The sequence below is a fragment of the Actinomadura sp. ATCC 39365 genome (assembly GCF_054392275.1).
Genome location: NZ_CP184335.1, coordinates 6449391 through 6470290, shown reverse-complemented (window position 1 = coordinate 6470290; position 20900 = coordinate 6449391). Strand labels below are relative to the sequence as shown.

Sequence of the window (20900 nt, the reverse complement as noted above, 5' to 3'; positions counted from 1 at the left end):
CGGCACGCCCGCCGCGCTAACACGCCCGGGAGGTGCGGACCTCGGTCACTCCTGTCGGCGACTGCTCGGGCTGACCCCGGCCGGTCATCCGCGGCCGGGCTTTCGGGCGCGTTCGGTCAGTTCGGCGTACTCCTTGCCGGTCGTGGCGAAGCTCAAAGTGCCGCGCTTCGGATCGGTGAGCACGAAATACAGCCAGGAGCCCGCGGCCGGGTCGAGGGCGGCCCTGAGCGCGGCCTCGCCGGGGTTGGCGACGGGGCCCGGAGGCAGGCCCTTGTGACGGTAGGTGTTGTACGGCGAACGCACCTTCACGTCCTCGACCGTGACGGGCCCGCGGCGCCTGCCGAGCGCGTAGCGGACGGAGCTGTCGACCTGCAGCATCATGCCGCGGGCCAGCCGGTTGAGCAGGACGCGGGCCACCTTCGGCATGTCGGCCTCCGTGGGCGACTCGGCCTGGACGAGGCTGGCCACGATGACGACGTCCAGGGCGTCGGGCCGAGCGGCCAGGCCGAGTTCGTCCGCCGTCTCCCGGAAGCGGGCCACCATCCCGCCCAGGATCTCGGCCGGGGCGGCGGAGCCGGCGAACCGGTACGTGCCGGGGAAGGCGAAGCCCTCCAGCCCGCCCTTCGCGTACGGAGGCAGGCCCAGCGCCGGGCCGTCCCCGGCGGCCTTCGCGAACGACTCCGCGGGCCTGCCGGTCACGCGGGCGAGCTCGTCGAACAGGCCGGAGACCCGCTCGCCGTCGTTGACGACCTCCACCTGAGCCCGTCCCGGACCGGGCCGCGCGGCCGCGGACGGTGCCGGGCGGCCCGCCTCGGGCGCGAGCGTCCGGACGGCGACCGTGCCCCCGGCGGCCAGGACGACCACGGCGGCCGCCGCCGCCAGCGCGGCACCCCTCCGGCGGGCAGGACGATGCGGCAGGAACCGGGCGGGATGTTGCGGGAGGAACCGGGTGGGAGGCGGTGGCGGCTGCTCGTCCGCCATGTCGGCGAGGGTCTCACGCAGCAGGTTCTCGATGTTCAACGGAACTCCCTCACGGCGCTCAGCTCGGGGGCGGTCTTCTTCAGCCGCTCCAGCGATCGGTAGATCTGGCTGCGGACCGAGCCCACGCGCACGCCCAGCAGGTCCGCGATCTCGGTCTCCGACTTGTCCTCGAAGTAGCGCAGGACGAGCATGGTCCGCTGCCGGGGCGTCAGCCGGGACAGCGCCGCCCGCATCGTCAGGCGCAGGTCGGCCGCGTCGGCGTGCCCGTCGCCGGGCCGGTCGAGCCGCTCGTCCGTGGTCACCTCCACGACCCGCGACCGGCGGCGCCACCGGCTCACCTGCTCGTGGTACATCGTGCGGCGGACGTACCCCTCGACGGCCTCGGGGTCGCGCAGGCCGCGCCACCGCGCGGCCGTCTTCGCCAGGGCCGACTGGACGAGGTCCTCGGCGGCGTGCCGGTCGCCGGTCAGCAGGTACGCCGTGCGGAACAGCGCCCCCGACCGGTCGATGACGAACTGCCGCAGAACCGCCTCGAAGCCTGGATCCACCCGTCCTCCTCGTCATGTCACCCACCAAGGACGAGCGGGCGTCCCGGAACTATGCCGGACGCCGGAAAGAGCGCCCGTCAGGAGTCCGACGTGGGACGGGCGTAGAGGTTGCCGTTGGAACTGCAGAGGTAGACGAAGCCGTCCCGCACGACGGGCTCGGTCCCGGCGAGGCCGCCGGTCCGGAACCGCGACCGCACGGCGCCGGTGGCGGGGTCGAGGGCGTACAGCGTGCGGTCGCGGCCGGCGGTGTAGACCACGCCGTGCGCGACCGCGGCGCTCCACCGGTACATGGGCTGGTCGCCCGCGGCCCGGAAGCTCCACAGGTGCTCGCCGGTGGCGGCGTCCAGGGCGTGCGTGGCGCCCTGGTCGTCGCCCAGGCAGACCGTGCCGCCGGCCACCAGCGGGCGGGCGGCGACCGTCCCGGAGATCCGCGACCTCCATCGGACCTCACCAGAGACGGCGTCCAGGGCGTTCACCCGGCCGCCGTCGCTCGCCGCATAGACGGTCGCGCCGGACCGCCGCACGAAGACGCGGTCGTGCCCGGAGCCGAGCCGCAGGCGGTGCCGCACGGTGCCGGTGGCGGGGTCCAGGGCGTACAGCATGCCGTGGTCGCTGCCGGTGAGGACGACGTCCCCGGCCGCCGTGAACTCGGGGGTCAGCACGTCGCCGGGCGGTTCGAAGGTCCACAGCCGCCTGCCGGAACGGGCGTCGAGCGCCACGAGCCGGGCCTTCGTGGACCAGGCGGGGTGCCTGCTCCACAGGTAGAGGCGGCCCGCGGCGACGGCGATGCTCCCGGATGCGCCGATCCTGCGCGTCCAGGTCGGGTGGCCGGTCGCCGCGTCGAGTGCCACCACCCTGTCGGTGAGGGCCGCGTACACGACGCCGTCCGCCACCACGTGGTCGTCCTCCAGCAGGCCGTCCGTCCGGTGGCGCCAGCGCACCGCGCCGGTGGCGGCGTCCAGCGCGGTCAGCGTGCCGTCGGCGGTGGACGCGTGGACGACGCCGCCGGCGACCACCGGTTCGGTGCGCACCGCTGCGTCGGCCGGGAAGCTCCACCCGCGCTCCCGGGCCGGGACGGGAGCGCGCCCGCCCGGCCGGTACCGGGCCGGCAGCCGGTCGCGCAGCAGCGGCGAGAGCAGCCGCACCGCCTGCCGGGACGACGAGGTCAGCCGGACGACGACCGGACCCACGTTGACGAGGGTCGCGCCGTAGAAGCCGTTCGTCGCCTCCACCGTGGAGGTCAGGAAGCCTGGGGCCTCGGTGGTGGGGTCGACGGCCTCGGCCGCCCTGACGGCGGCGGCCTCGGCGGCGTACAGCCTGCGCGCCCCTTCCTCCGACGGCGACACCCATTCCACCGACACCGAGACGACGGCGCCGTCGTCGGCCGGCGGGATCCAGTCGCACCTGGCTGTGCCGTCCGCCGCCGGGGCCGGGGCGTAGCCGTCCGCGAAGGCCGCCAGGTCGCGGGCGGTCAGCAGGCCGCAGGCGTCCGGCCAGGCGGTCTTCGGGCGGGGCGGCCCATGGACCAGCCGGTACGCCGTCAGCCGCCCGCCGCCGGGGACGTCGCCGAGGACGAAGGCCAGGTCCCGGCTCGCCCCCGCGAGGGAGGCCAGGTGGGCGGGCAGGTCGATAGGCAGGCCGCGGAGCCGTCCGGTGCCGGGGTCCACCGCGACCAGGTAGGCGGGCAGCGGCCAGGGGCGCAGGCCCGGCCGGACGGTGGCGGGCCCGGCGTACAGGGGCGGAAGCCATCGGTCCGGATCGGTGACCTCGACGGCCTGCGAGACGGTGGACAGCAGGCGGCCGTCGGGGCCGAGGAAGAAGTCGTCCTTGCCCACCCTGGCCTGCGCGTACCCTTCGGCGTTGGCCGTGAGCCCGATCGGCGGGCCCGCGCCCTCCGTGGCGGACGTCCTCGTCAGTGGGCGCGTCCAGCCCGGCCGCAGGGTGCGCGGATCCGTCGAGGACAGCCGCACCTCGCCCTGGCAGTAGCTGAGCAGCCGCACCGATCCGGCCGTCGCCGCCCCGGTCAGCCGGCAGCGTCCCGGATAGGCCGACCGGGCCGTGGTCGTGCCGGTCCGCGCGTCGAGCGCCAGGATGCGGACGGGTTCGTCGGGTTGCTCGACCACCACGACGCCGCGCCCGGCCGCCATGATCCGCGGGCCGTGGTAGGAGCCGGTGTCGCCCAGCGTGGGCCGGCGCGGGGCGACGGTGACCGGGCGCCGCCACAGCGGCGCGCCCGTGGCCAGGTCGTGGCCGTACAGGGTCTGCCCGGCGTCGTCCGGTCCGCCCCTGGCGACGACGAGCGTGCCGCCCGCGATCCAGACGCCGGTGACGGACGACGACCGGTCCGGCCCGGCGAGGACGGTGTGCCGGAGCCGGCCCGTGCGCGGGTCGAGGATCCGTACGGCGCCCTGCCGGGTCGCCACGGCCACCGCCCGGTCGGACACGGCGTGACTGCGGGCCTCCTCGCCCATGACACCGCTCCCGGCCTCGACGGGCACCGACCACGATGCCCGCCATTCCACGGGCACGTGGGCGAGCCCCCGACGCCGGCCGCGGCCGAACAGGTGGCCAGGACGACCACCAGCACGACCGCGCCCGACCGGCAGCCGCGCGTGGTCAGCACCTCCCGGCCCTGGCGAGCTTCTGTTCGATCGCGCACGCGTCGCCCCTGGAGATCGGGCGCCAGCCGCCGAGCGGGGAGGGCGTGTAGTAGGCGCGGTAGGTGCCCGAGGCGCCGGTCACCCGGAACGGCGTGCTGTCCGGCCCCTGGATCGTCAGTTGCTCGGTCCGGTCACCCGCGAGCACGGTGACGACGAGCTCGAAGGCGTAGTAGGCGGCCGTGCCCGTGACCGACATGGAGAGCGTGACCCGTTCGTCCTGCTTGAGGTCGATCTGCTTCTTCCTGAAGTACGAGGTGTCCGGGTCGTCGGGCGTGGTGAAGCGCGGCGCGGGCTGTCGTGCCGCGCCATGACCTCGTCGCGCCGGGGGCCGGACGCGGCGCCCAGCAGGAGCGCCCGCTCCGCGGGCGCGGTCACCGCCTCCCTCAGCGTGGTGTCCTGGGCGGCGTACTCGACGGCCACGTGGCCGACCTTGATCGGGGGCTCGCCGCTGATGCTGCCGACGGTGTCGGAGCCGCGCGCGTTGAACCAGGCGGTGAACACCACCCCGGCGGCCGCGACGATCACCGCGCCGGCGATGCCGGCCAGCCACGTCCGCACGGCCTTCCATCCTCCGGCCTCCGCCGGAGGGACGGGGGCGGCACGCCTTCTCCGGCGCGCTCTGGCCATGCGGATGCCCTTCGTCGGCGGCCTGCGGTAGCTGATGTATAGCTGATGGGACGCTGCGTAACCGCCGTGTTGACGAATTCGGTCCGGGAGGGGGCACGGCCCTGGATCCGGCGACTTGAGTTCGCCCATAGGCGAACTCCTAGCGTCTCTGCCATGACGGAAGACAACGCCGACAGCCGCCTCCGGATCGCCGTGGTGATCGGAAGTGTGCGCAGGCCCAGAATGGCCGATCCGCTCGCCGCCTGGCTGGAGCGCGAGCTCACCGCGATCGACTGGCTCGACCTCGACATGATCGACCTGGCCGCGGTCTCGCTGCCGATGCACGAGCTGCAGCCCGGCGGAGGAGTCGCGTCCCCGATCGGCGACGCGCTCGCCTCCGCCGACGGGTTCGTGTTCCTCGTCCCGGAGTACAACCACAGTTTTCCCGCCGCGGTGAAGAACGCGATCGACTGGCACTTCACCGAGTGGGCGTACAAGCCGGTCGCGTTCGTCGGGTACGGCGCCTCCGGCGGCATCAGGGCCGTGGCGCAGTTGCGCATGGTCTTCCCCGAACTGCGGGCCGCCACGGTCCGCGAGTCGGTGCTGATCCCGATGGCGTGGGAGCACCTGGACGCCGACGGCCGCTTCGTTCCCCCGCCGGGCACGACGCAGGCGCTGCACACGACGATGGGCGAGCTGCGCACGTGGGCGCGGGCACTGCGTACCGTCCGCGTCACGGACCTGGCCGGTCGACGGTGAGCAGACTGACCGGGCCGGAGCTGCGCGCCGCGGTCGTCCTGATGGCCGGCGGGTTGCTGGCGGTGCTGGACGCCACGATCGTCGTGGTGGCGCTGCCCGCGCTGATGGCGACGTTCGGCGCGTCGCTGAGCTCCGTGCAATGGGTCATCACCGCGTACACGCTCGGGATGGTGGCGACGAAGCCGCTCGCCGCCGGGCTGGCCGCGCGCTGGGGCGCCCGGCGGGTGTACCTGGCGGCGCTGGTCGGTTTCGCGGTCGCCTCCGCCGCCGCCGGCGCGGCCGGCGGCCTGGACGGGCTGATCGCCGCTCGCGCGGCGCAGGGCCTCAGCGGGGGCCTGATGGCGCCGCTGGGGATGGCGATCGGGTTCGGCGCGGTCGCGCCCGAACGCCGCAGCCGGATGACGGCGGTCGCCGGGCTGCCGATGTTGATCGGGCCGATCCTGGGCCCGCTGCTCGGCGCGGCGCTCCTGGGCGCCGGCTCCTGGCGCGCGCTGTTCTACGTCACCGTGCCGCTGGCGCTGCTGACCGCCGCGGTCGCGCCGGCCTGGTTGCCGGCCGCCCCCGCGCGCGGCCGGCGGGTCCGGCTGGACCTGGTGGGGGCGATGTCGCTGGTGCCCGGCATCGTCGCGGTGGCGTACGGCATCAGTGCCCAGGACGGCCCGGCCTGGACGCGGATCGCCGCGGTGGCGACCGGCGCGGTGCTGGTCGTGGCCTTCTGCGCGCGGGCCCTGAGACGTCCGGAACCGCTGCTGCGGATCCGGCTGCTCGGCGATCCGACGTTCGGCCGGGGCGCCGCGGTGCTCGCCCTGTACGCCGCCCCCTACTTCGGCTCGGCTCTGCTGATGCCCACCTACGTTCAGACGCTGCGTCTCGACAGCGCCTCGGTCACGGCCGCGCTGATGATCCCCGGCGCGGTAGGCATGGGCCTCAGCCTGCAGGTCGCCGCCCGGCTGCTGGAACGGCTCGGCCCCCGGCGGGTCGTCGGCACCGGGCTCGGACTCGTGATCGCCTCCGGCGTGGTCCAGGTGATCATCCTCGCGCCGGACACCCCCTACCCGGTGCTCGGCCTGTTCGCGTTCCTCCAGGGAGCGGGCACCGGCGCGATCATGATGCCGACGATGTCCGGTTCCAGCCGGAACCTCCACGGCCCCGACCTGGCCTCGGGTTCCGCGCTGTTGTCGCTGGTGAGCACGGTCGCCAACGGCATGGGCACCGTGGCGGTCGGCGCGCTGTTCACGGCGCTGACCGGCGCGCTGACCGGCGGCGCTTCGCTCGCGGCCCTGGCCGCCATGGGCGCGGCGGACAGGGCCGCGCAGGCTCTCGTCATCACCGACGCCCTGCGGCTGACCCAGGCGGCGGCCCTTGTCGTGATGTCGCTGGCCCTCGTCGTACGATTGCGCTCTCCGGCCCCGCCTTCGGCGATCGCGGGCCGGCGGGAGCCGGCTGAGAGGACGGTGGGCGCGCCATGACCGTCACCGGCCGTCCCGGCTCCGAGGCGATCCAGGCCTCGCTCACGGTCGGGCAGGTGGCCAGGGCCGCCGGGGTGACGCCCAACGCCGTCCGCTTCTACGAGCGCTACGGCGTGATCACCGGCCACCGCAACAGCGGCAACGCCCGCCGCTTCACCGTCGACGCGGTCTGCCGGATCAAGCTCGCCCTCGCCGCGCAGCGGGTCGGCATCACCCTCAAGGAGAGCGCCGACATCCTCTCCGGCATCCCGCCCCTGTCCCCCGACCTCGGCCAGTGGGTCGCCGCGGGCGAGGAGCTCGTCCGGATCGGCCGCGCCCGCATCGACCAGCTGCAGACGACCGTGAACGAGCTGGCCACCCTGGACTTCCTCCAGTCCCCTTGATCGCCCTGCGGGCATCGAGCGGCACGTCTGCCGCCTGCCTGCGGCCTTCGGGTGACTCACCCCGATCGACAGGAACACATCATGAGCAACCTCCATGGCAAGACCGCGCTCGTCACCGGCGCGAGCAGAGGGATCGGCCGGGCCATCGCCCGGCGCCTGGCCGGTGACGGCGCGCGCGTCGCCGTCCACTACGGCGGCAACGACCAGGCCGCCGCGGAGACCGTCGCCGCGGTCGAGGCGGCGGGCGGGCAGGCGTTCGCCCTGCGGGCCGAGCTGGGCACGCCCGGCGACGCCGAACGCCTGTGGGCCGCCTTCGACGCACACGCCGACGGGCTGGACATCCTGGTCAACAACGCCGGCATCCTGAACGACGAGCCCGGCATCGAGCACGTCACCAGGCGGCAGTTCGAACGGCTCTTCGCGGTCAATGCCACCGCCCCGTTCTTCGTCACCCAGCTCGCACTTCCCCGGCTGCGTGACGGCGGCCGGATCGTCAACGTCTCCACGATGCTGACCCGCGGCTCGGCGATGCCGACGGCGATCAGCTACGCCATGTCCAAGGGTGCGCTCGACGTGCTCACCTCGACGCTGGCCAAGCAGCTCGGGCCGCGCGGGATCACCGTCAACACTGTGGCGCCCGGCGTCATCGACACCGACATGCACCAGGGCAGACTCGTCGGGGAGGCGCTGACCTGGTTGTCGTCGCTGTCCCCCATGGGCCGCGTGGGCACCCCCGCGGACGTGGCCGACGCGGTGGCCTTCCTGGCCGGCGACGACAGCCGCTGGGTCACCGGCCACTGGCTGGACGCCTCGGGCGGCACCCTGCTCTGACGGCCTAACGGAGCAACCACAGGACCCGCGCGGCCTGGACCGCCAGGGCACCCGGCGGGTTGTGCGGCGTCGCCGGACCACCGGGACCGAGCTGGAGGAACCAGCCCAGTGCGATCAGACGACGGAAGTCCCGCACCCGCCGGGCCTCGGGGCACGCGTCGGTGGAGTGGAGCCCCGACAATGGGAACATTATGGACAATCACCTCACCGCAGCCACGAGGGGACGCGCGCGGGCGCGCGAACTGGGCGTCGTCGTCGGCGCCCTGCCGACCGGGCCGTTGAACGCGATCACCGACGTCGAAGGCGTCCTGGTCGGCCACACTACCCTCGACGACGGCGCCGACCTGCACACCGGGGTCACCGCCATCGTTCCCCGCCAGCTCATCGCCGAGCGGCGGGCGCTGCCCGCGGCCGTGTACGCCGGCAACGGATACGGCAAACTGGTCGGCTCCACCCAGATCGACGAACTCGGCGTGCTGGAGTCGCCCGTCGTCCTGACCGCCACGCTGTCAGCGTTCCGGGCCGCGGACGCGCTGCTCACGTACCTGATGGAGCGCAGCCCGGAGGGGATCTCCTTCAACCCGGTCGTGGGCGAGACCAACGACGGCTTCCTGTCCGACATCCGGCGCCGCCCGATCACCGAACAGCACGTGCTCGACGCGCTGGAGGGTGCGTCCGGCGGGCTGCCCGCCGAAGGATGCGTGGGAGCGGGCACCGGGACGACGGCGCTGGGCTTCAAGGCGGGCATCGGCACCTCGTCCCGGCGGCCGGTGGCCGAGGGGGCCGCGGTGACGGTCGGGGCGCTCGTCCAGGCGAACTTCGGCGGCGTGCTGACCGTGGGGGGCGTCCCGATGCCGGTCGAAGAGCTCGTCCCGGGGGCGGCGAACGAGGAGCCGATCGGCAACTCCTGCATGATCGTGGTGGCCACCGACGCGCCGCTCGACGCGCGTCAGCTCGCCCGGCTGGCCCGCCGGGCGATCTTCGCGATGGGCCGCGTCGGAGCGTCGTACTCCAACGGGAGCGGCGACTACGCCATCGCCTTCACCACCGCGCCGCCGGAGCTCCCGCGCCTGCCCGACGCCGGCCTGAACCCGCTGTTCGCCGGGGTCATGGACGCGGTGGAGGAGGCGCTGCTCAACTCCCTGTTCACCGCGACGACCACCACCGGCGTCCGCGGCCGGACCCGGCACGCCGTTCCGTACGACCGGCTTCCGCGGACCGGCTTGGGAGAGCCGGTCGGCTAGTCACCGGTCAGGACGGCTGGACCTCGTCGAAGACGGCGAGGGCCGTGGCGGGATCCGGGCCGACGAGACGTTCCAGGCCGTCCGCCGTCATCTTCGCCCACTTCCCGGCCCGTTCCCACATCCGCTCCTCGAAGGCGCGGACGGCCTCGTCCGGATCGCCGGGGGCGGCGGCGAGGGCCTCGGCGAGTTCGGCGCCCTCCAGCATCGCCAGGTTCGCGCCCACTCCCAGGGGCGGCATGAGGTGGGCGGCGTCCCCCAGGAGCGTCACCCCGGGGACGTGGGCCCAGGTGTGGGAGACGGGCAGGACGTAGAGGGGGCGGTCGGCGAACGCGGTGCCGTGGCGCAGGAGGTCGAGCACGGGGTCGGCCCAGCCCTCGAACAGCGCAAGCAGGCGGGACCGCACGGCCTCGACGCCGTCCGGGCCCGCGTCCGTGCCCGCGCGCCGGTCCAGCGGCGCGCGGAACTGGGCGTACACCTTGACGTGGCCGCCGCTGTTGCGCTGGGCGACGATGGCGCGGTTCACGCCGTAGACGGCCATGGAACCGTCGCCGATCAGCCGGGCGAGGTCCGGGTGGCGGGTGTCGACGTCGTCGAGCGAGGTCTCGACCGCGGTGACGCCGGTGTAGTGCGGCGTCGAGGCGGAGACCGCCGGGCGGACCCGGGACCAGGCCCCGTCCGCGCCGACCACGAGGTCGAACGTCTCCTGCCGTCCGTCGGCGAAACGGACCGCCACGCCGTCCCGGGTGCCGGGCGCCACCTCCGTCACGCCGTGCCCCCAACGGACGTCCAAGGGGCCGAGCAGCAGGTCACGCAGCTGCCCGCGGTCGATCTCCGGATTGGCCTGGTCGTCCGGACCGGGCCGCCAGTCGCGGAGCACGGTCCCGTCCGGGGCCAGGATGCGCATGGCCTGCCCCTCGGGACGGGACAGCGCCCGGAACTCCGCCAGCAGCCCCGCCTTGTCCAGCGCGCGCTGGCCCATCCCTTCGTGCAGGTCGATCGTGCCTCCCGGCGGACGGGCGTCGGGCGCGGCATCGCGTTCGAAGACGGTTACAGGGTGGCCGTGGCGGTGCAGGACGCGGGCGAAGGTGAGGCCCGCGGGGCCGCCTCCCACTACGGCGATACGATGTCTCATGTCAATACACTGTATTTTGCCGAGACGCTGTATCGCAACAGTACGATGTATCCATGACTGTGTGGGACCGTCCGGAGCCGCCGACCCGCCCGGCGCCGCTCGACCGGCAGCGGATCGTCGACGCGGCCGTCGCGCTGGCCGACGAGGGCGGGCTGGAGGCGGTGTCGTTGCGCAAGGTCGCCGCCCGGCTCGACGTCGGCCCGATGCGGCTGTACGGATTCATCTCCACCAAGGAGGAGCTGTTCGACCTCATGATGGACGAGGTCCACGCCGAGATCCTCCCCGACGGGCAGCCCGGCGACTGGCGGGAGGCGCTGCGCGGCCACGCGGTCCGCACCAGGCAGGCCGCCCTCCGCCACGAATGGCTGGCCGACCTGCTCGGCGGCCGTCCGAGCCTGGGCCCGAACGCCCTCGCCGTGACCGAACGCACGCTGGCCGCCCTCGACGGCCACGCCGACCTCGACACCGTCATGCACGCCGTGCGGACCGTCGGCGCGTACATGACCGGCGCGATCAGGCGCGAGGTCGCCCACCTGCGGGCCGAGCGCGCCACGGGCCTGTCCGAGCTCGACTGGCAGCGTGCCTACGGCCCGCACGTGAGCAGGATGCTGGCCACGGGCCGCTACCCCACGCTGGCCAAGTTCGTGCACGACGGCACGGAGGTGGACGCCGAGGAGTCCTTCACGACCGGCCTGGAGTGGGTCCTCGACGCCGTGGCCGCCAGACTCGACCGGCCACCGGCGTGACGCCCCCCGTGCCTCCTACCGGGCCGCCTTCAGTGCCTCCTTCAGGGCCGCCCGCCACGCCGCCCCCTGTGCCGCCTTCCGTGCCCTCCGCGGCGTCGCCCGCGGCGGCGCGCCGGCGGATGTGGCCGCTGTACGCGGCCGGGTTCACCACCGCGTTCGGCGCGCACGGCATCGCCGCCAACCTCGGCGGGTTCTCCGCGGACGCGGTCACCTCGCTGCTCGTCCTCGGCGCGCTGCTGGCCCTGTACGACGGCGCCGAGGTGCTGCTCAAGCCGCTCTTCGGCAGCCTCGCCGACCGCGTCGGCGCCCGTCCGGTGCTGGTGGGCGGGCTGGTGGCGTTCGCGGTCGCCTCCGGCCTGTACGTCGTCGCCGACAGCCCCGGCTGGTTGTGGGCCGCCCGCCTGGGCCAGGGAGCGGCGGCCTCGGCGTTCTCTCCGTCGGCCTCGGCGCTGGTGGCCAGGCTCAATCCGGCCGCCAAGCTCGGCCGGGCCTTCGGCGGCTACGGCTTCTGGAAGTCGATCGGCTACACCCTGGGCCCGCTGCTGGGCGGCGTGCTGGTGTGGGCCGGCGGCCTGCGGCTGCTGTTCGCGGTCCTGACCGTGCTGGGCGCGGGGGTCGCCGTATGGGCCGCGCTGGCCGTGCCCGCGGTGCCGCCGCTGCCCAAGGTCCGCCAGACGGTGCTGGACCTGGCACGGCGCCTGGCCGATCCGGCCTTCCTCGCGCCGACCGCCGCCCTGGCCGGAGCCACCGCCGCGCTGTCGGTCGGCGTGGGCTTCCTGCCCGTGTCCGGCCGGGCCGCCGAGCTCGGCACGGTCGCGACCGGCGCGGCGGTGTCCGTCCTGGCGGCGTGCGCGGCGGTGGTCCAGCCCAGGGCCGGGCGGGCCCTCGACGAAGAGCGTCTGTCGGCCCGTACCGGCCTGCTGGGCGGGCTGCTGGTCACCGCGGCGGGGCTGGCCTGCGCCATGCTGCCCGGTCTGGCCGGCATCCTGTCGGCCGCCGTGCTGATCGGGGCCGGGACGGGGCTCATCACCCCGCTCGGGTTCGCCGCCCTCGCCGCCCGCACCCCGGCCGAACGTATGGGCCAGACCATGGGCGCCGCCGAACTCGGCCGGGAGCTGGGCGACGCCGGCGGCCCGCTGCTCGTGGCGGGTGTCGCCACCGTGGCCTCGCTCACCTACGGTTACGCGGCCCTAGCGCTCCTGCTCGCCGCCGGCCCGCTCGTCGCCCTCGCCCTTCACCGCTCCCGCACACCCTGAAGCCTTCGCCGTCCTCCCGAAAGACCGCCGCCCCGGCCGTCGCGGTCCTCGCCGTCATCGGGCTGGGCGTGTGGTTGCGCCGGGTGGCGATCCTCGTCGCGCTGCCGTACGGCCTGACGGTGTTCCCGTTGCTGCCCGACGCCGTAGACGCGGGTGGAGTATCCGCAGGTGGCCGCCCATTACGCGCCCTCGGCGGGGTACTTCACGCTGCCCGGGCGGGTCGGGCTCGCCGTCCTGGGCGCGTACGGCGGCGTTCGCGACCTGGCGGGCCCTGCGTCGCCGGGCCGCGCCGGGACCGTTCGCGCCGCCGGGCTCTGGCATCATCGCCGGATGATCCCCATGACGACCGACCGGCTGCTCCTGCGTCTACCGGACGACGACGACCTCGCTTCCTACACCGCCATGAACGCCGATCCCGAGGTCATGCGGTACATCGGCGACGGTTCCGTCCTGCCGCAGGACCAGGACCGCACGGCGGCGTGGATCGCGCGCGCCCGCCGGGAATGGCGGGAACGCGGCCACGGCCCGCTCTCCGTCGTCGTGCGCGAGACCGGGCTGACGGCCGGCTGGGTCGCCCTGGCGGTGCCCGCGTTCCTCCCCGAGATCCTGCCCGCCGTGGAGATCGGCTGGCGGCTCGGACGAGCGCACTGGGGCAACGGCTACGCCACCGAGGCGGCCGGAAGCTTGCTGCGGTTCGGGTTCGCCGAGTGCGGTCTCGACCGGATCGTCAGCATCCGTCACGTGGACAACCAGCGGTCCCGCCGGGTGATGGACAAGCTCGGCCTGCGATTCGCGTTCGAGACGGTGGTGCCCGGCCACGGGCGGCCGGTCGCCGTGCACGAGATCACCAGAGCCGCCCACGAGGAGCCGCCACCGCACCCGCGCCTGCCGTAGGAGAAGATCACGAGCGGCCCGCACCGCGATGACGGCGGCCCTGTGCCTGGGCAGGGCGCTGCGCCTGGTCGGCGGCGGCCGGGCGTGAGCCGCTAGGCGAGGTCGCGAGGAGGCCCGGACGGCCAGGCGACGTCGTCCACCGCGAGGAACGGCGAGAGCGCGACCGCGGCCGGCGTCACCCCCGCGAAGGTCATGACGTCCCTGTGCAGGTGCGACTGGTCGGTGTAACCGCTCTCGGCCGCCACCAGGGCGGCCCGCTCACCGGCGGCGAGACGGTGGGCCGCGTGGTCGAAGCGGATGAGCCGGGCGACCCGCTTGGGCGTGAGGCCGACCTGGGCACGGAACCGGGCCCACAGGCGCTTGCGGCTCCAGCCGGCCTCGGCGGCGAGCCGCTCGACGGGCACCCGCCCGCCGCTGGCCGCCATCCGCCGCCACGAGAAGGCGACCTCCGGGTCGGGGGCTCTGCCCTCGTCGGCCCGCCTGGCCAGCGCGTCCCGCGCGATCGCGAACCGGTCCTCCCACGACCCGGCGGCCCGCAGCCGCTCCTGGACGCGTTCGGCCTCGCGCCCCCAGAGGTCGTCGAGCGTGACCACCGTGCCGCTCAGCTCCGCGGACGCGCCCAGGACGGCGTGCGCCGCCATCGGCGACAACCGGATCTGCAGGCACTCCATCCGGCGGGTCAGCCCGCTCCCCCGCACCTGCCGGGGCGCGAGGCCGGCGACGACACGTCCGAGCCGGCGCGAGCCGCGGTCGTCCTCGATGACGAACGGCTCGTCGCCGAGGTCGAAGAGCAGGGTGACCGAGGGGTGCGGGACCAGGGCGAGGTCGCGGAACTCGTTGGCCCGGTCGCTGAACCCCGCCATGACGACCCCGGGCAGGCCGCCGGGCCGCGACGGGACGGTGATCTCCCATCCGGGCATATGACCGCGAACCGGCGCAACTGACCGCACCCCGACATCGTACGAGCCCCGCGCGCGAGGCGGTGGACGGTCACCGGAAGGCCCGGCGCAGTGCCGAGACGCGGTTCGCGACGGCCCGCCGGGTGATCTCGGCGTCCGGGACCAGCTTCTCCGAGCCGTGGAAGACGCCGGGGTAGACCTGGAGCTCGGTGGGCACGCCGGCCTGGGCCAGGCGCATGGCGTACAGGATGGCCTCGTCGCGGAAGACCTCCAGCTCGCCGACGTCCACCAGGGCCGGTGGCAGGCCGGACAGGTCCTGCGCGCGGGCGGGGGCGGCGTGGCCGCCGACGGAGCCGGTGGCGCGGCGGTCGCCGAGCAGGGCCGTCCACGACTCGACGATGTAGGCCCGGTCGATCACGAGGACGTCCTCGTACTGGGTCATGGACGGGGTGCCGGCCCGGTCGTCCAGCATGGGCGAGCTCAGCGCCTGGAACACCGGGGAGGGGCCGCGTCTGTCCCTGGACAGCAGGGTCACCCCGGCCGCCAGGCACGCGCCCGCGCTCGCGCCGCCGACCGCGATCCTGGCGGGATCGACGCCAGGCCCGGCGGCGGCGACCCACGTCAGCCCGGCGTAGCAGTCCTCGACGGGGCGGGGTCGGGGTGTTCCGGGGCGAGGCGGTAGTCCGGCGAGACGACCACGCACCGCAGCTCCCGGACGAACCGGGCGGCCACGCGGTCGTCCTGCTCCGGCTGGCCCAACGTCATGCCGCCGCCGTGGATCCAGTAGACGCAGGGCAGCGGCCCGTCCGGCTCCCCGGCGGGGCGGTGCACCCGTAACCGCAGTTCAGGGCCGCCCGGCGGGCCCGGCACCCACACGTCCTCGATCGTGACCGCCGGGTCGGGCACGAGGGCGGCCCGCCGCGCCGCGGCCATGCGCGCCCGCACCCGCGCCAGCTCTTCGAGGCTGTAACCGCGGGCGCCGGTCTCGGGCAGGTCGAGGTGGGCGAGCGCGGCGGCGAGCTCGGGGTCGAGGTTCTGGAACATCTTCATGGACGGTCTCCTCTCCCCTGCTCCGAGCCGGGACCGCGCCCGGCGGATACCATCCGGCTTCGTTGCTAGGGTCGCGCGCATGAGATCGACTTATCTCGCCTGGGACGACGCGGTTGACCTGTTCGAGCGGCGCGGCCTGCCGAAGGAGACGTACGGGAACCTGTACCAGGAGGAGTACATCCTCGTGCCCGGTCCCGCCACGGTGACCGGCGAACTCCCCCTCGACGAGCACGAACGCACGCCGTGGCGGGAGGGCGCCCCCGACGCCGCGACCGGCTACATCGTGGACGGCGACCTGGTCGTCGACGGCAACGTCACCGACGTGGACGACGGCTCCGCCGCGCTGATCATCCTGGGCGACCTGCGGGCGCGGAACGTCTACCTGGCCGGTGACGCCAAGCTGGTCGTACGCGGCCACGTGACGGCCGAGACGTTCGTCGGCGACATGACCGACAAGCTGGTGATGATCCATGGCGACCTGCGCACCACCGTCTCGATCTTCTGGAACGAGTTCTGCCCCGACCTGGTCGCGGGCACCCTGCACGGCAGGGCCCTCGCGCCGGCCTACCTCGACCTGTCCGGCGCCGCCGTCGGCGCCCTGGCCGACCCGTCGCCCGAGGTCCCGCTCAGTCACCTCCTCGTGCCCGAACTGCTGGTCAGCGGCGCCCCCGGCCCCGACGACCTGCCCGAGATCGGCGTCCGCGGCGACGTCCTGCGCGACCGCCTGCTGTCCGGCCTGCCCCTCACGATCGCAGGATGGGCCCCGGACGCCGATCGCGCATGACAGGTGTTTCCGCCACACCGGCCATGTCCCCCAAACCACCCACGACCACTGATCACGGTCAGACATTTTGACGACGTGCCTTCGACGGGGGCCGCGGTTCACGCTTTGGGAACGAATCCGCGATCTACCGAAGGACGGTCATGTCACTCCAGCTCAGGAAATGCCGGAAATCACTCCTGGCGGCGGCCGCCGTCACCGCGCTGACCGCGGTGACGGCGCTGACCGGCGCCGCCACCGCGCACGCCGCCGCCACCGACCAGAACGTCAGCACCTTACGGACCGGTGACGGGTTCGACGTGCTGATCGGCGGCCAGGCCCGCGTCCACCTCGCGCAACCGGAGAAGTCGGACGGCGTCGTGACCGCCGCCGGCCCCGGCCACGTCGCCGTCATCCCCGACCACGACGGCTCCCGCGGCAGCCGCCTGATGACCTACGACACCCGTACCGGGCGCACCCGCACCCTCGTCCGGGGCAAGGTCTTCTCCGCCGCCTTCTCCCCGGACGGCACCCGGCTCGCCTACACGGTCGCCGGGCGGGCCGGCGCCGACCTGTACGCGGGCTCCGCCGAGGCGCCCGGACGCCGGATCGCCGCGATCCCGGGCGCCCGCGTCGAGGTGGTGGGCCTGTCGGGTGACGCGAGCGCGGCGTTCGTGGCCGCCTACCCCGACGCCCGTGACGACCGGCGGTACGCGGCGAGCCTGCTGCGCGTCGCGCTCGCCGACGGCTCGGTGACGCCGCTCATCGCGAGCGACCCCGCCCACGGCCAGGTCTACGCCGACTTCCGCCTGGTGAACGGCGATCGTCAGCTCGTCAGCTTCATCCGGCGGTCCGGGCCGTACCTGTGCTCGGGACGCTCCGAACTCGGGCTCGCCGACCTCGACGGCCGGACCGTGGCCACGTACGGCGCGAGCTCCGGTACGGCCTACCGCGAGGCGGTGTGGAGCGGGGACGGCGACCGCCTCGCCTACGCCGCCCAGCCGTGCGCGTCCCAGTCGAAGGCCGCGGCCGACCCGGCGGCGACGGCCGCCCGTACGCGCGAGGAGTCGGGCACCTTCGTGGCCCGGGTGTCGGGCGGCGCGCCCGTACGCGTGGTCAGCGGGGTGACGTCGGAGTTCGGGATCGACGGGTTCGACGGCGACCAGGTGCGGCTGGCCTCGGCCCGGCTCGGGGAGCGCACCGTCGGGGCGGACGCGGTGGCCCGCGGCGTGGCGCAGCCCCTCGCGGCGGCGAGCCTGGACGGCGTGTCCCGCTCGCTGGCCGGCGGCCGGACGAACCGCGCCGTGCACATCAACCAGATCTACGACACACGGGACGAGTTCGACGGGCGCGGCTCGTGCGGCCCGACCACCGCCGTCATGACGTTGGCCGGCTACCAGCTCGGCGAACGGGGCCTGTGGGTGAACTACGGCGGACGCCACTACTCGCCCTACGGCCTCTACATAACCGACCAGTACGACTACAACGGCTCGACGTTCTCCTGGACCGCGCCCGACTACTCCGGCAACGGCTCGTGGAAGGGGGCGCACGGCGCGATCTACGACCCACAGTACGGCGCGGTCTGGGCGGACATGTTCGGATACATGAACCGGCACACCGGCTGGACCAAGCAGAGCGGCTGGAACCCGGACTTCGTCCGGAACCAGATCGACATCGGCAACCTCGTCGCCGTGTCCGGCCAGATGACCTCCGCCGGGCACATCGTCCTGATCAAGGGTTACACCGATGACGGCAGGTGGGTCGTCAACGACCCGTACGGGCCGCACACGAACGGCGGGCCCGGCGGCGCCGACCAGGTGTACGACACCGCCTACCTGCGCCCCGTCCAGGTCTGGGGCAACTGACCCGGGCGCCCCGCGCGCCGGGGCCGAGGACGCCGCCCCGGCCCCGGCGCGCTCACAGCCGCCCGCGCAGCAGGCACATCGCACCCGCCAGGACGACGAGGAACACGCCGATGACGCCGACGCCGAACGCCCCGACCAGCGCGCCCGCGACCGCGCCGGGCAGCACCGCCCCCGCCGCCGCGGACGTCGCCATCTGCAGCCCGATCACGCGCTCGGTCGCCGCCTCGCCCACGCGTTCGGACGTCGTCAGCGTGAGCAGCGGGAACATCGGCGCCGCCGCGAGGCCGATCAGGACCACGCCCGCCGAAGCCAGCCAGCCGGGCCCGGGAACGGCGAGGAGCAGCGCACCGAGGAACATCCCCCACGCGCCGAGCGAGAGGAAGCGCCGCGTGCCACCCCGTCGCGTGCCATGCCCGACGACGATCCGCCCGGCGAACATCGCTCCCCAGAACGCCGAGACGGTCAGCCCGGCCGGCCCGTCCGGCATGCCGCGCCCGGCCGTGAGGTGGACGTAGGCCCAGATCGCCGTCCCGGCCTCGACGCCGGACTGCAGCGTGAACGCCGCCAGGCTCGGCCACAACGCCCGTGCGCCGGGCCTCGGCCGTGTCCGGTGGGTCCAGGCGGGCGTCGCGGGCGGGATCCACCGTTTCGCGCTCACCGCGAACGTGACCGCGAGCGCCACCTGCAAGGCCGCGAGCCCGGCATAGACCCACCGCCACGACCGGCCGTCGGCCAGCAGCCAGGTGGCCGCGCCGGGCCCGGCGGCGGCGCCGAGGCAGAAGCCGGCGTGCATCCAGCTGATCCGGCGGGCGCCGAAATGCCGTACGGCGTAGGCGTTGAGCGCGGTGTCGATCGCGCCGGAGGCCAGGCCGCCGAGGAACACCGCGAGCAGCACGACCCAGAACGCCCGCGCGGCCCCGTACGCGGCCAGCGCCGCCCCCGACAGCGCGGCGCTCAGGGCCAGCAGCCCCCCGACCCCCGTCCGGGCCAGCAGGAACGCGGTGGCGGAACTGGACGCGACGTACCCCGCGACGCCGAACGGCACGACGAGGCCCAGCGCCTCGACCGGCTGTCCGAGGTCGAGCCGTACCGACGGCCAGGTGATGCCGCCCACGTTGTCGGGCAGGGCGATGGAGACATAGGCCACGTAGGCCAGGAAGAACAACGGCACGCGAAGGCCACCCTTCCGGGCTGCGCATCACGCGCGGAGCGGGCGCAGCACGCGTCAGACGAGATCAGGGATCCGAGTCAGCGCGTGCCGGGACGACCGGGTGGGGCCGCACCGGCCGTCCCGGTGCCGGACAGTTCCTCCATGGCAGGTGACGTTAGCACCTCGATCCGGCACAATTCCGGCGCGCCGGCCGACGGCCGGTCCCGCGTCCCGGTTGCTGATATCTCAACTCTTGCCTACTGTGATCCCAGTTTGGCCGGAGGAGGCGCGGGCCCTCGCGCTCGCCGGAGACACTGGACGGAGCATGTCGTGACCACTGCACTCATCATCGGCGACCTCCAGCGGGGCATCACGGGCGGTTACCCGTTCGCCCGGCAGGTCGTGCCGCCGCTCACCGAACTGCTGCCCCGTGCCCGGGCGGCCGGCGTCCTGGTGGTGTTCGTGCACTTCGCCTTCCGGGCCAACGGGGCCGACGTGCCGCCCGGCAGCGCGCTGATGAAGTCGTTCTTCGAGGCCGGAGACGCCTTCCACGAAGGGTCGGCCGGCACCGAGCTCGCCCTGCCGGTCGCCGATGAGGACGTCGTCGTGCTGAAGCGCCGCGCCAGCGCGTTCGCCGGCACCGACCTCGACCTGGTGCTCCGCGCGCGAGGTGTCACCACTGTGGCGGTCGCCGGGGTCGCCACCAGCGCGATGGTGGCCGCGACCTGCTACGACGCGGCCGACCGCGGCTACCGGGTGACGGTGCTGAGCGACGGCTGCGGCGACGGCGATCCGGCGCTGCACGACTTCTTCGTCGACGCCGTCTTCCCCAGCCGGGGGTTCGAAGTGGTGTCGTGCGAGGAGTGGCAGGTTTGATCGCGGACGGGCGGGAGGCGTCCCGGCCGCTCCACCCCGTGACCGGCGCGATGGCGCACCTTCCCGCGTTGCTGCTGGTCGGCCAGGAGGACACCGGTCTCGACCGCACCGGTCAGGCGTACCGGGCGATCAGGCGTCAGATCATCGACCTGACGCTGCCGCCGGGCAGCAGCTTCAGCGAGGCTTCGCTCGCGCGGCAGTGGCAGATGAGCAAGACGCCGGTGCGCGAGGCCCTGGCCCGCCTGCGGCGCGACGGGCTCGTGGACGCGCTGCCGCGCGCGGGCTACGTCGTCAGCCCGATCACGCTCCAGGACACCGACGACCTGTGCGCGCTGCGTACGCTGCTGGCCGGCGAGAGCGCCGCCGCCGCCGCGCGCCGCGGCGTCGCGGGCCCGGCGCTGGAGCGGCTCGAAGAGCTGGCCGAGGTGCCCCGCGCGCTCGCGGCGGGCGAGGCCGACCTGGAGCAGTCGCTGCGTGCCGGGATCGAGTTCGAGGCCGTCATCGCCGACTCCAGCGGCAACAACCGCTACGCCAAGGCGATCGTCGGCGTGCTCGACGAGCTGGAGCGGGTGCTGCGGATGGCCGCGTTGATCGCTCCGGAGGTGGCGAGCCCGCCCGGGGAGCTGGCGGGCGTCCACGAGCGCCTGCGCGCCGGGGACGCGGGCGGCGCCCGCGAGGCCATGCGCGGCCGGTGCGAACGCGTGCGCCGCGACGTGCTCCGGGTCCTGACGAAGAGCGCCTCCGTCAGCCGGGCCGGCATCGAGCTGCCACCACCGGCGTAGGGCCCGCAC

Annotated in this window: 21 protein-coding genes and 1 pseudogene; 13 read left to right on the top strand and 9 right to left on the bottom strand. The window is 74.4% G+C overall.

What is annotated here, in order from left to right; genetic code table 11:
* Positions 1-84 precede the first annotated feature (84 nt).
* From mltG to ACNF49_RS31615, 4 genes are all read right to left on the bottom strand, one after another.
* A complete protein-coding gene (mltG, locus tag ACNF49_RS31630) occupies positions 85-1020 on the bottom strand; it encodes an endolytic transglycosylase MltG (protein ID WP_482939844.1) in 936 nt (311 codons plus the stop codon).
* On the bottom strand, positions 1017-1529 hold the full coding sequence (locus tag ACNF49_RS31625) for a SigE family RNA polymerase sigma factor (protein WP_482939843.1): 513 nt from the start codon (positions 1527-1529) through the stop codon (positions 1017-1019). Before ACNF49_RS31625 ends, mltG begins: the two co-directional genes overlap by 4 nt.
* A gap of 77 nt (positions 1530-1606) precedes the next feature.
* The gene (locus ACNF49_RS31620; protein WP_482939842.1) at positions 1607-4000 is read right to left on the bottom strand and encodes an outer membrane protein assembly factor BamB family protein; all 2394 of its coding nucleotides are present in this window, start codon (positions 3998-4000) and stop codon (positions 1607-1609) included.
* Positions 4001-4145: 145 nt separating this feature from the next.
* A complete protein-coding gene (locus ACNF49_RS31615; protein WP_357979206.1) occupies positions 4146-4385 on the bottom strand; it encodes a hypothetical protein in 240 nt (79 codons plus the stop codon).
* Between the two features lie 111 nt (positions 4386-4496).
* Here ACNF49_RS31615 and ACNF49_RS31610 point away from each other — a divergent pair, with 111 nt between their 5' ends.
* The 5 genes from ACNF49_RS31610 (at position 4497) to ACNF49_RS31590 (ending at position 8237) form a co-directional block, all read left to right on the top strand.
* On the top strand, positions 4497-4847 hold the full coding sequence (locus ACNF49_RS31610) for a hypothetical protein (protein WP_482939841.1): 351 nt from the start codon (positions 4497-4499) through the stop codon (positions 4845-4847).
* A 122-nt stretch (positions 4848-4969) separates the two neighbouring features.
* The gene (locus tag ACNF49_RS31605) at positions 4970-5554 is read left to right on the top strand and encodes an NADPH-dependent FMN reductase (protein ID WP_357979210.1); all 585 of its coding nucleotides are present in this window, start codon (positions 4970-4972) and stop codon (positions 5552-5554) included.
* Positions 5551-7023: a DHA2 family efflux MFS transporter permease subunit gene (locus ACNF49_RS31600; protein ID WP_482939840.1), complete on the top strand. Its 1473-nt coding sequence runs from the start codon at positions 5551-5553 to the stop codon at positions 7021-7023. The genes ACNF49_RS31605 and ACNF49_RS31600 overlap by 4 nt, the downstream gene beginning before the upstream one ends.
* On the top strand, positions 7020-7406 hold the full coding sequence (locus ACNF49_RS31595; protein ID WP_482939839.1) for a MerR family transcriptional regulator: 387 nt from the start codon (positions 7020-7022) through the stop codon (positions 7404-7406). Before ACNF49_RS31600 ends, ACNF49_RS31595 begins: the two co-directional genes overlap by 4 nt.
* 81 nt (positions 7407-7487) lie before the next feature.
* On the top strand, positions 7488-8237 hold the full coding sequence (locus ACNF49_RS31590; RefSeq protein WP_357979216.1) for an SDR family oxidoreductase: 750 nt from the start codon (positions 7488-7490) through the stop codon (positions 8235-8237).
* 4 nt (positions 8238-8241) lie between these two features.
* Here the strand turns inward: ACNF49_RS31590 and ACNF49_RS31585 are convergent, their stop codons facing one another.
* Positions 8242-8418, bottom strand: a complete 177-nt coding sequence (locus ACNF49_RS31585; RefSeq protein ID WP_482939838.1) for a hypothetical protein — start codon at positions 8416-8418, stop codon at positions 8242-8244.
* A gap of 10 nt (positions 8419-8428) precedes the next feature.
* Here ACNF49_RS31585 and ACNF49_RS31580 point away from each other — a divergent pair, with 10 nt between their 5' ends.
* Positions 8429-9481, top strand: a complete 1053-nt coding sequence (locus ACNF49_RS31580) for a P1 family peptidase (RefSeq protein ID WP_482939837.1) — start codon at positions 8429-8431, stop codon at positions 9479-9481.
* Between the two features lie 7 nt (positions 9482-9488).
* Here the strand turns inward: ACNF49_RS31580 and ACNF49_RS31575 are convergent, their stop codons facing one another.
* On the bottom strand, positions 9489-10613 hold the full coding sequence (locus ACNF49_RS31575; protein ID WP_482939836.1) for an FAD-dependent oxidoreductase: 1125 nt from the start codon (positions 10611-10613) through the stop codon (positions 9489-9491).
* A 53-nt stretch (positions 10614-10666) separates the two neighbouring features.
* Here ACNF49_RS31575 and ACNF49_RS31570 point away from each other — a divergent pair, with 53 nt between their 5' ends.
* The 3 genes from ACNF49_RS31570 to ACNF49_RS31560 all read left to right on the top strand — a co-directional run bounded on the left by ACNF49_RS31570 (position 10667) and on the right by ACNF49_RS31560 (position 13509).
* Positions 10667-11359, top strand: a complete 693-nt coding sequence (locus ACNF49_RS31570) for a TetR/AcrR family transcriptional regulator (protein WP_357979222.1) — start codon at positions 10667-10669, stop codon at positions 11357-11359.
* 80 nt (positions 11360-11439) lie between these two features.
* Positions 11440-12615, top strand: a complete 1176-nt coding sequence (locus ACNF49_RS31565) for an MFS transporter (protein ID WP_482939835.1) — start codon at positions 11440-11442, stop codon at positions 12613-12615.
* A 153-nt stretch (positions 12616-12768) separates the two neighbouring features.
* Positions 12769-13509, top strand: coding sequence for a GNAT family N-acetyltransferase (locus ACNF49_RS31560; protein WP_482939834.1), 741 nt, complete (start codon positions 12769-12771; stop codon positions 13507-13509).
* Positions 13510-13601: 92 nt separating this feature from the next.
* On the opposite strand, the gene ACNF49_RS31555 is transcribed toward ACNF49_RS31560, so the two are convergent.
* Both ACNF49_RS31555 and ACNF49_RS31550 read right to left on the bottom strand, forming a co-directional pair.
* Positions 13602-14459, bottom strand: coding sequence for a helix-turn-helix domain-containing protein (locus ACNF49_RS31555; RefSeq protein ID WP_482939833.1), 858 nt, complete (start codon positions 14457-14459; stop codon positions 13602-13604).
* A gap of 40 nt (positions 14460-14499) precedes the next feature.
* Positions 14500-15173: pseudogene (locus ACNF49_RS31550) on the bottom strand (alpha/beta hydrolase).
* A 364-nt stretch (positions 15174-15537) separates the two neighbouring features.
* Here ACNF49_RS31550 and ACNF49_RS31545 point away from each other — a divergent pair.
* Positions 15538-16242 carry a polymer-forming cytoskeletal protein gene (locus ACNF49_RS31545; RefSeq protein WP_482939832.1) on the top strand — a complete coding sequence of 235 codons (705 nt, stop codon included), beginning with the start codon at positions 15538-15540 and terminating at the stop codon, positions 16240-16242.
* Positions 16243-16382: 140 nt separating this feature from the next.
* Complete coding sequence (locus ACNF49_RS31540; protein ID WP_482939831.1) at positions 16383-18083, top strand: C39 family peptidase; 1701 nt, start codon at positions 16383-16385, stop codon at positions 18081-18083.
* Positions 18084-18135: 52 nt separating this feature from the next.
* Here ACNF49_RS31540 and ACNF49_RS31535 read toward each other — a convergent pair whose 3' ends face one another.
* The gene (locus tag ACNF49_RS31535; RefSeq protein ID WP_482939830.1) at positions 18136-19254 is read right to left on the bottom strand and encodes an MFS transporter; all 1119 of its coding nucleotides are present in this window, start codon (positions 19252-19254) and stop codon (positions 18136-18138) included.
* 309 nt (positions 19255-19563) lie between these two features.
* On the opposite strand from ACNF49_RS31535, the gene ACNF49_RS31530 reads away from it, so the two are divergent.
* Together ACNF49_RS31530 and ACNF49_RS31525 are read left to right on the top strand one after the other, a co-directional pair.
* Positions 19564-20109, top strand: coding sequence for a cysteine hydrolase family protein (locus tag ACNF49_RS31530; RefSeq protein WP_357979238.1), 546 nt, complete (start codon positions 19564-19566; stop codon positions 20107-20109).
* Positions 20097-20891: a GntR family transcriptional regulator gene (locus ACNF49_RS31525; protein ID WP_482939829.1), complete on the top strand. Its 795-nt coding sequence runs from the start codon at positions 20097-20099 to the stop codon at positions 20889-20891. Before ACNF49_RS31530 ends, ACNF49_RS31525 begins: the two co-directional genes overlap by 13 nt.
* Positions 20892-20900 lie beyond the last annotated feature (9 nt).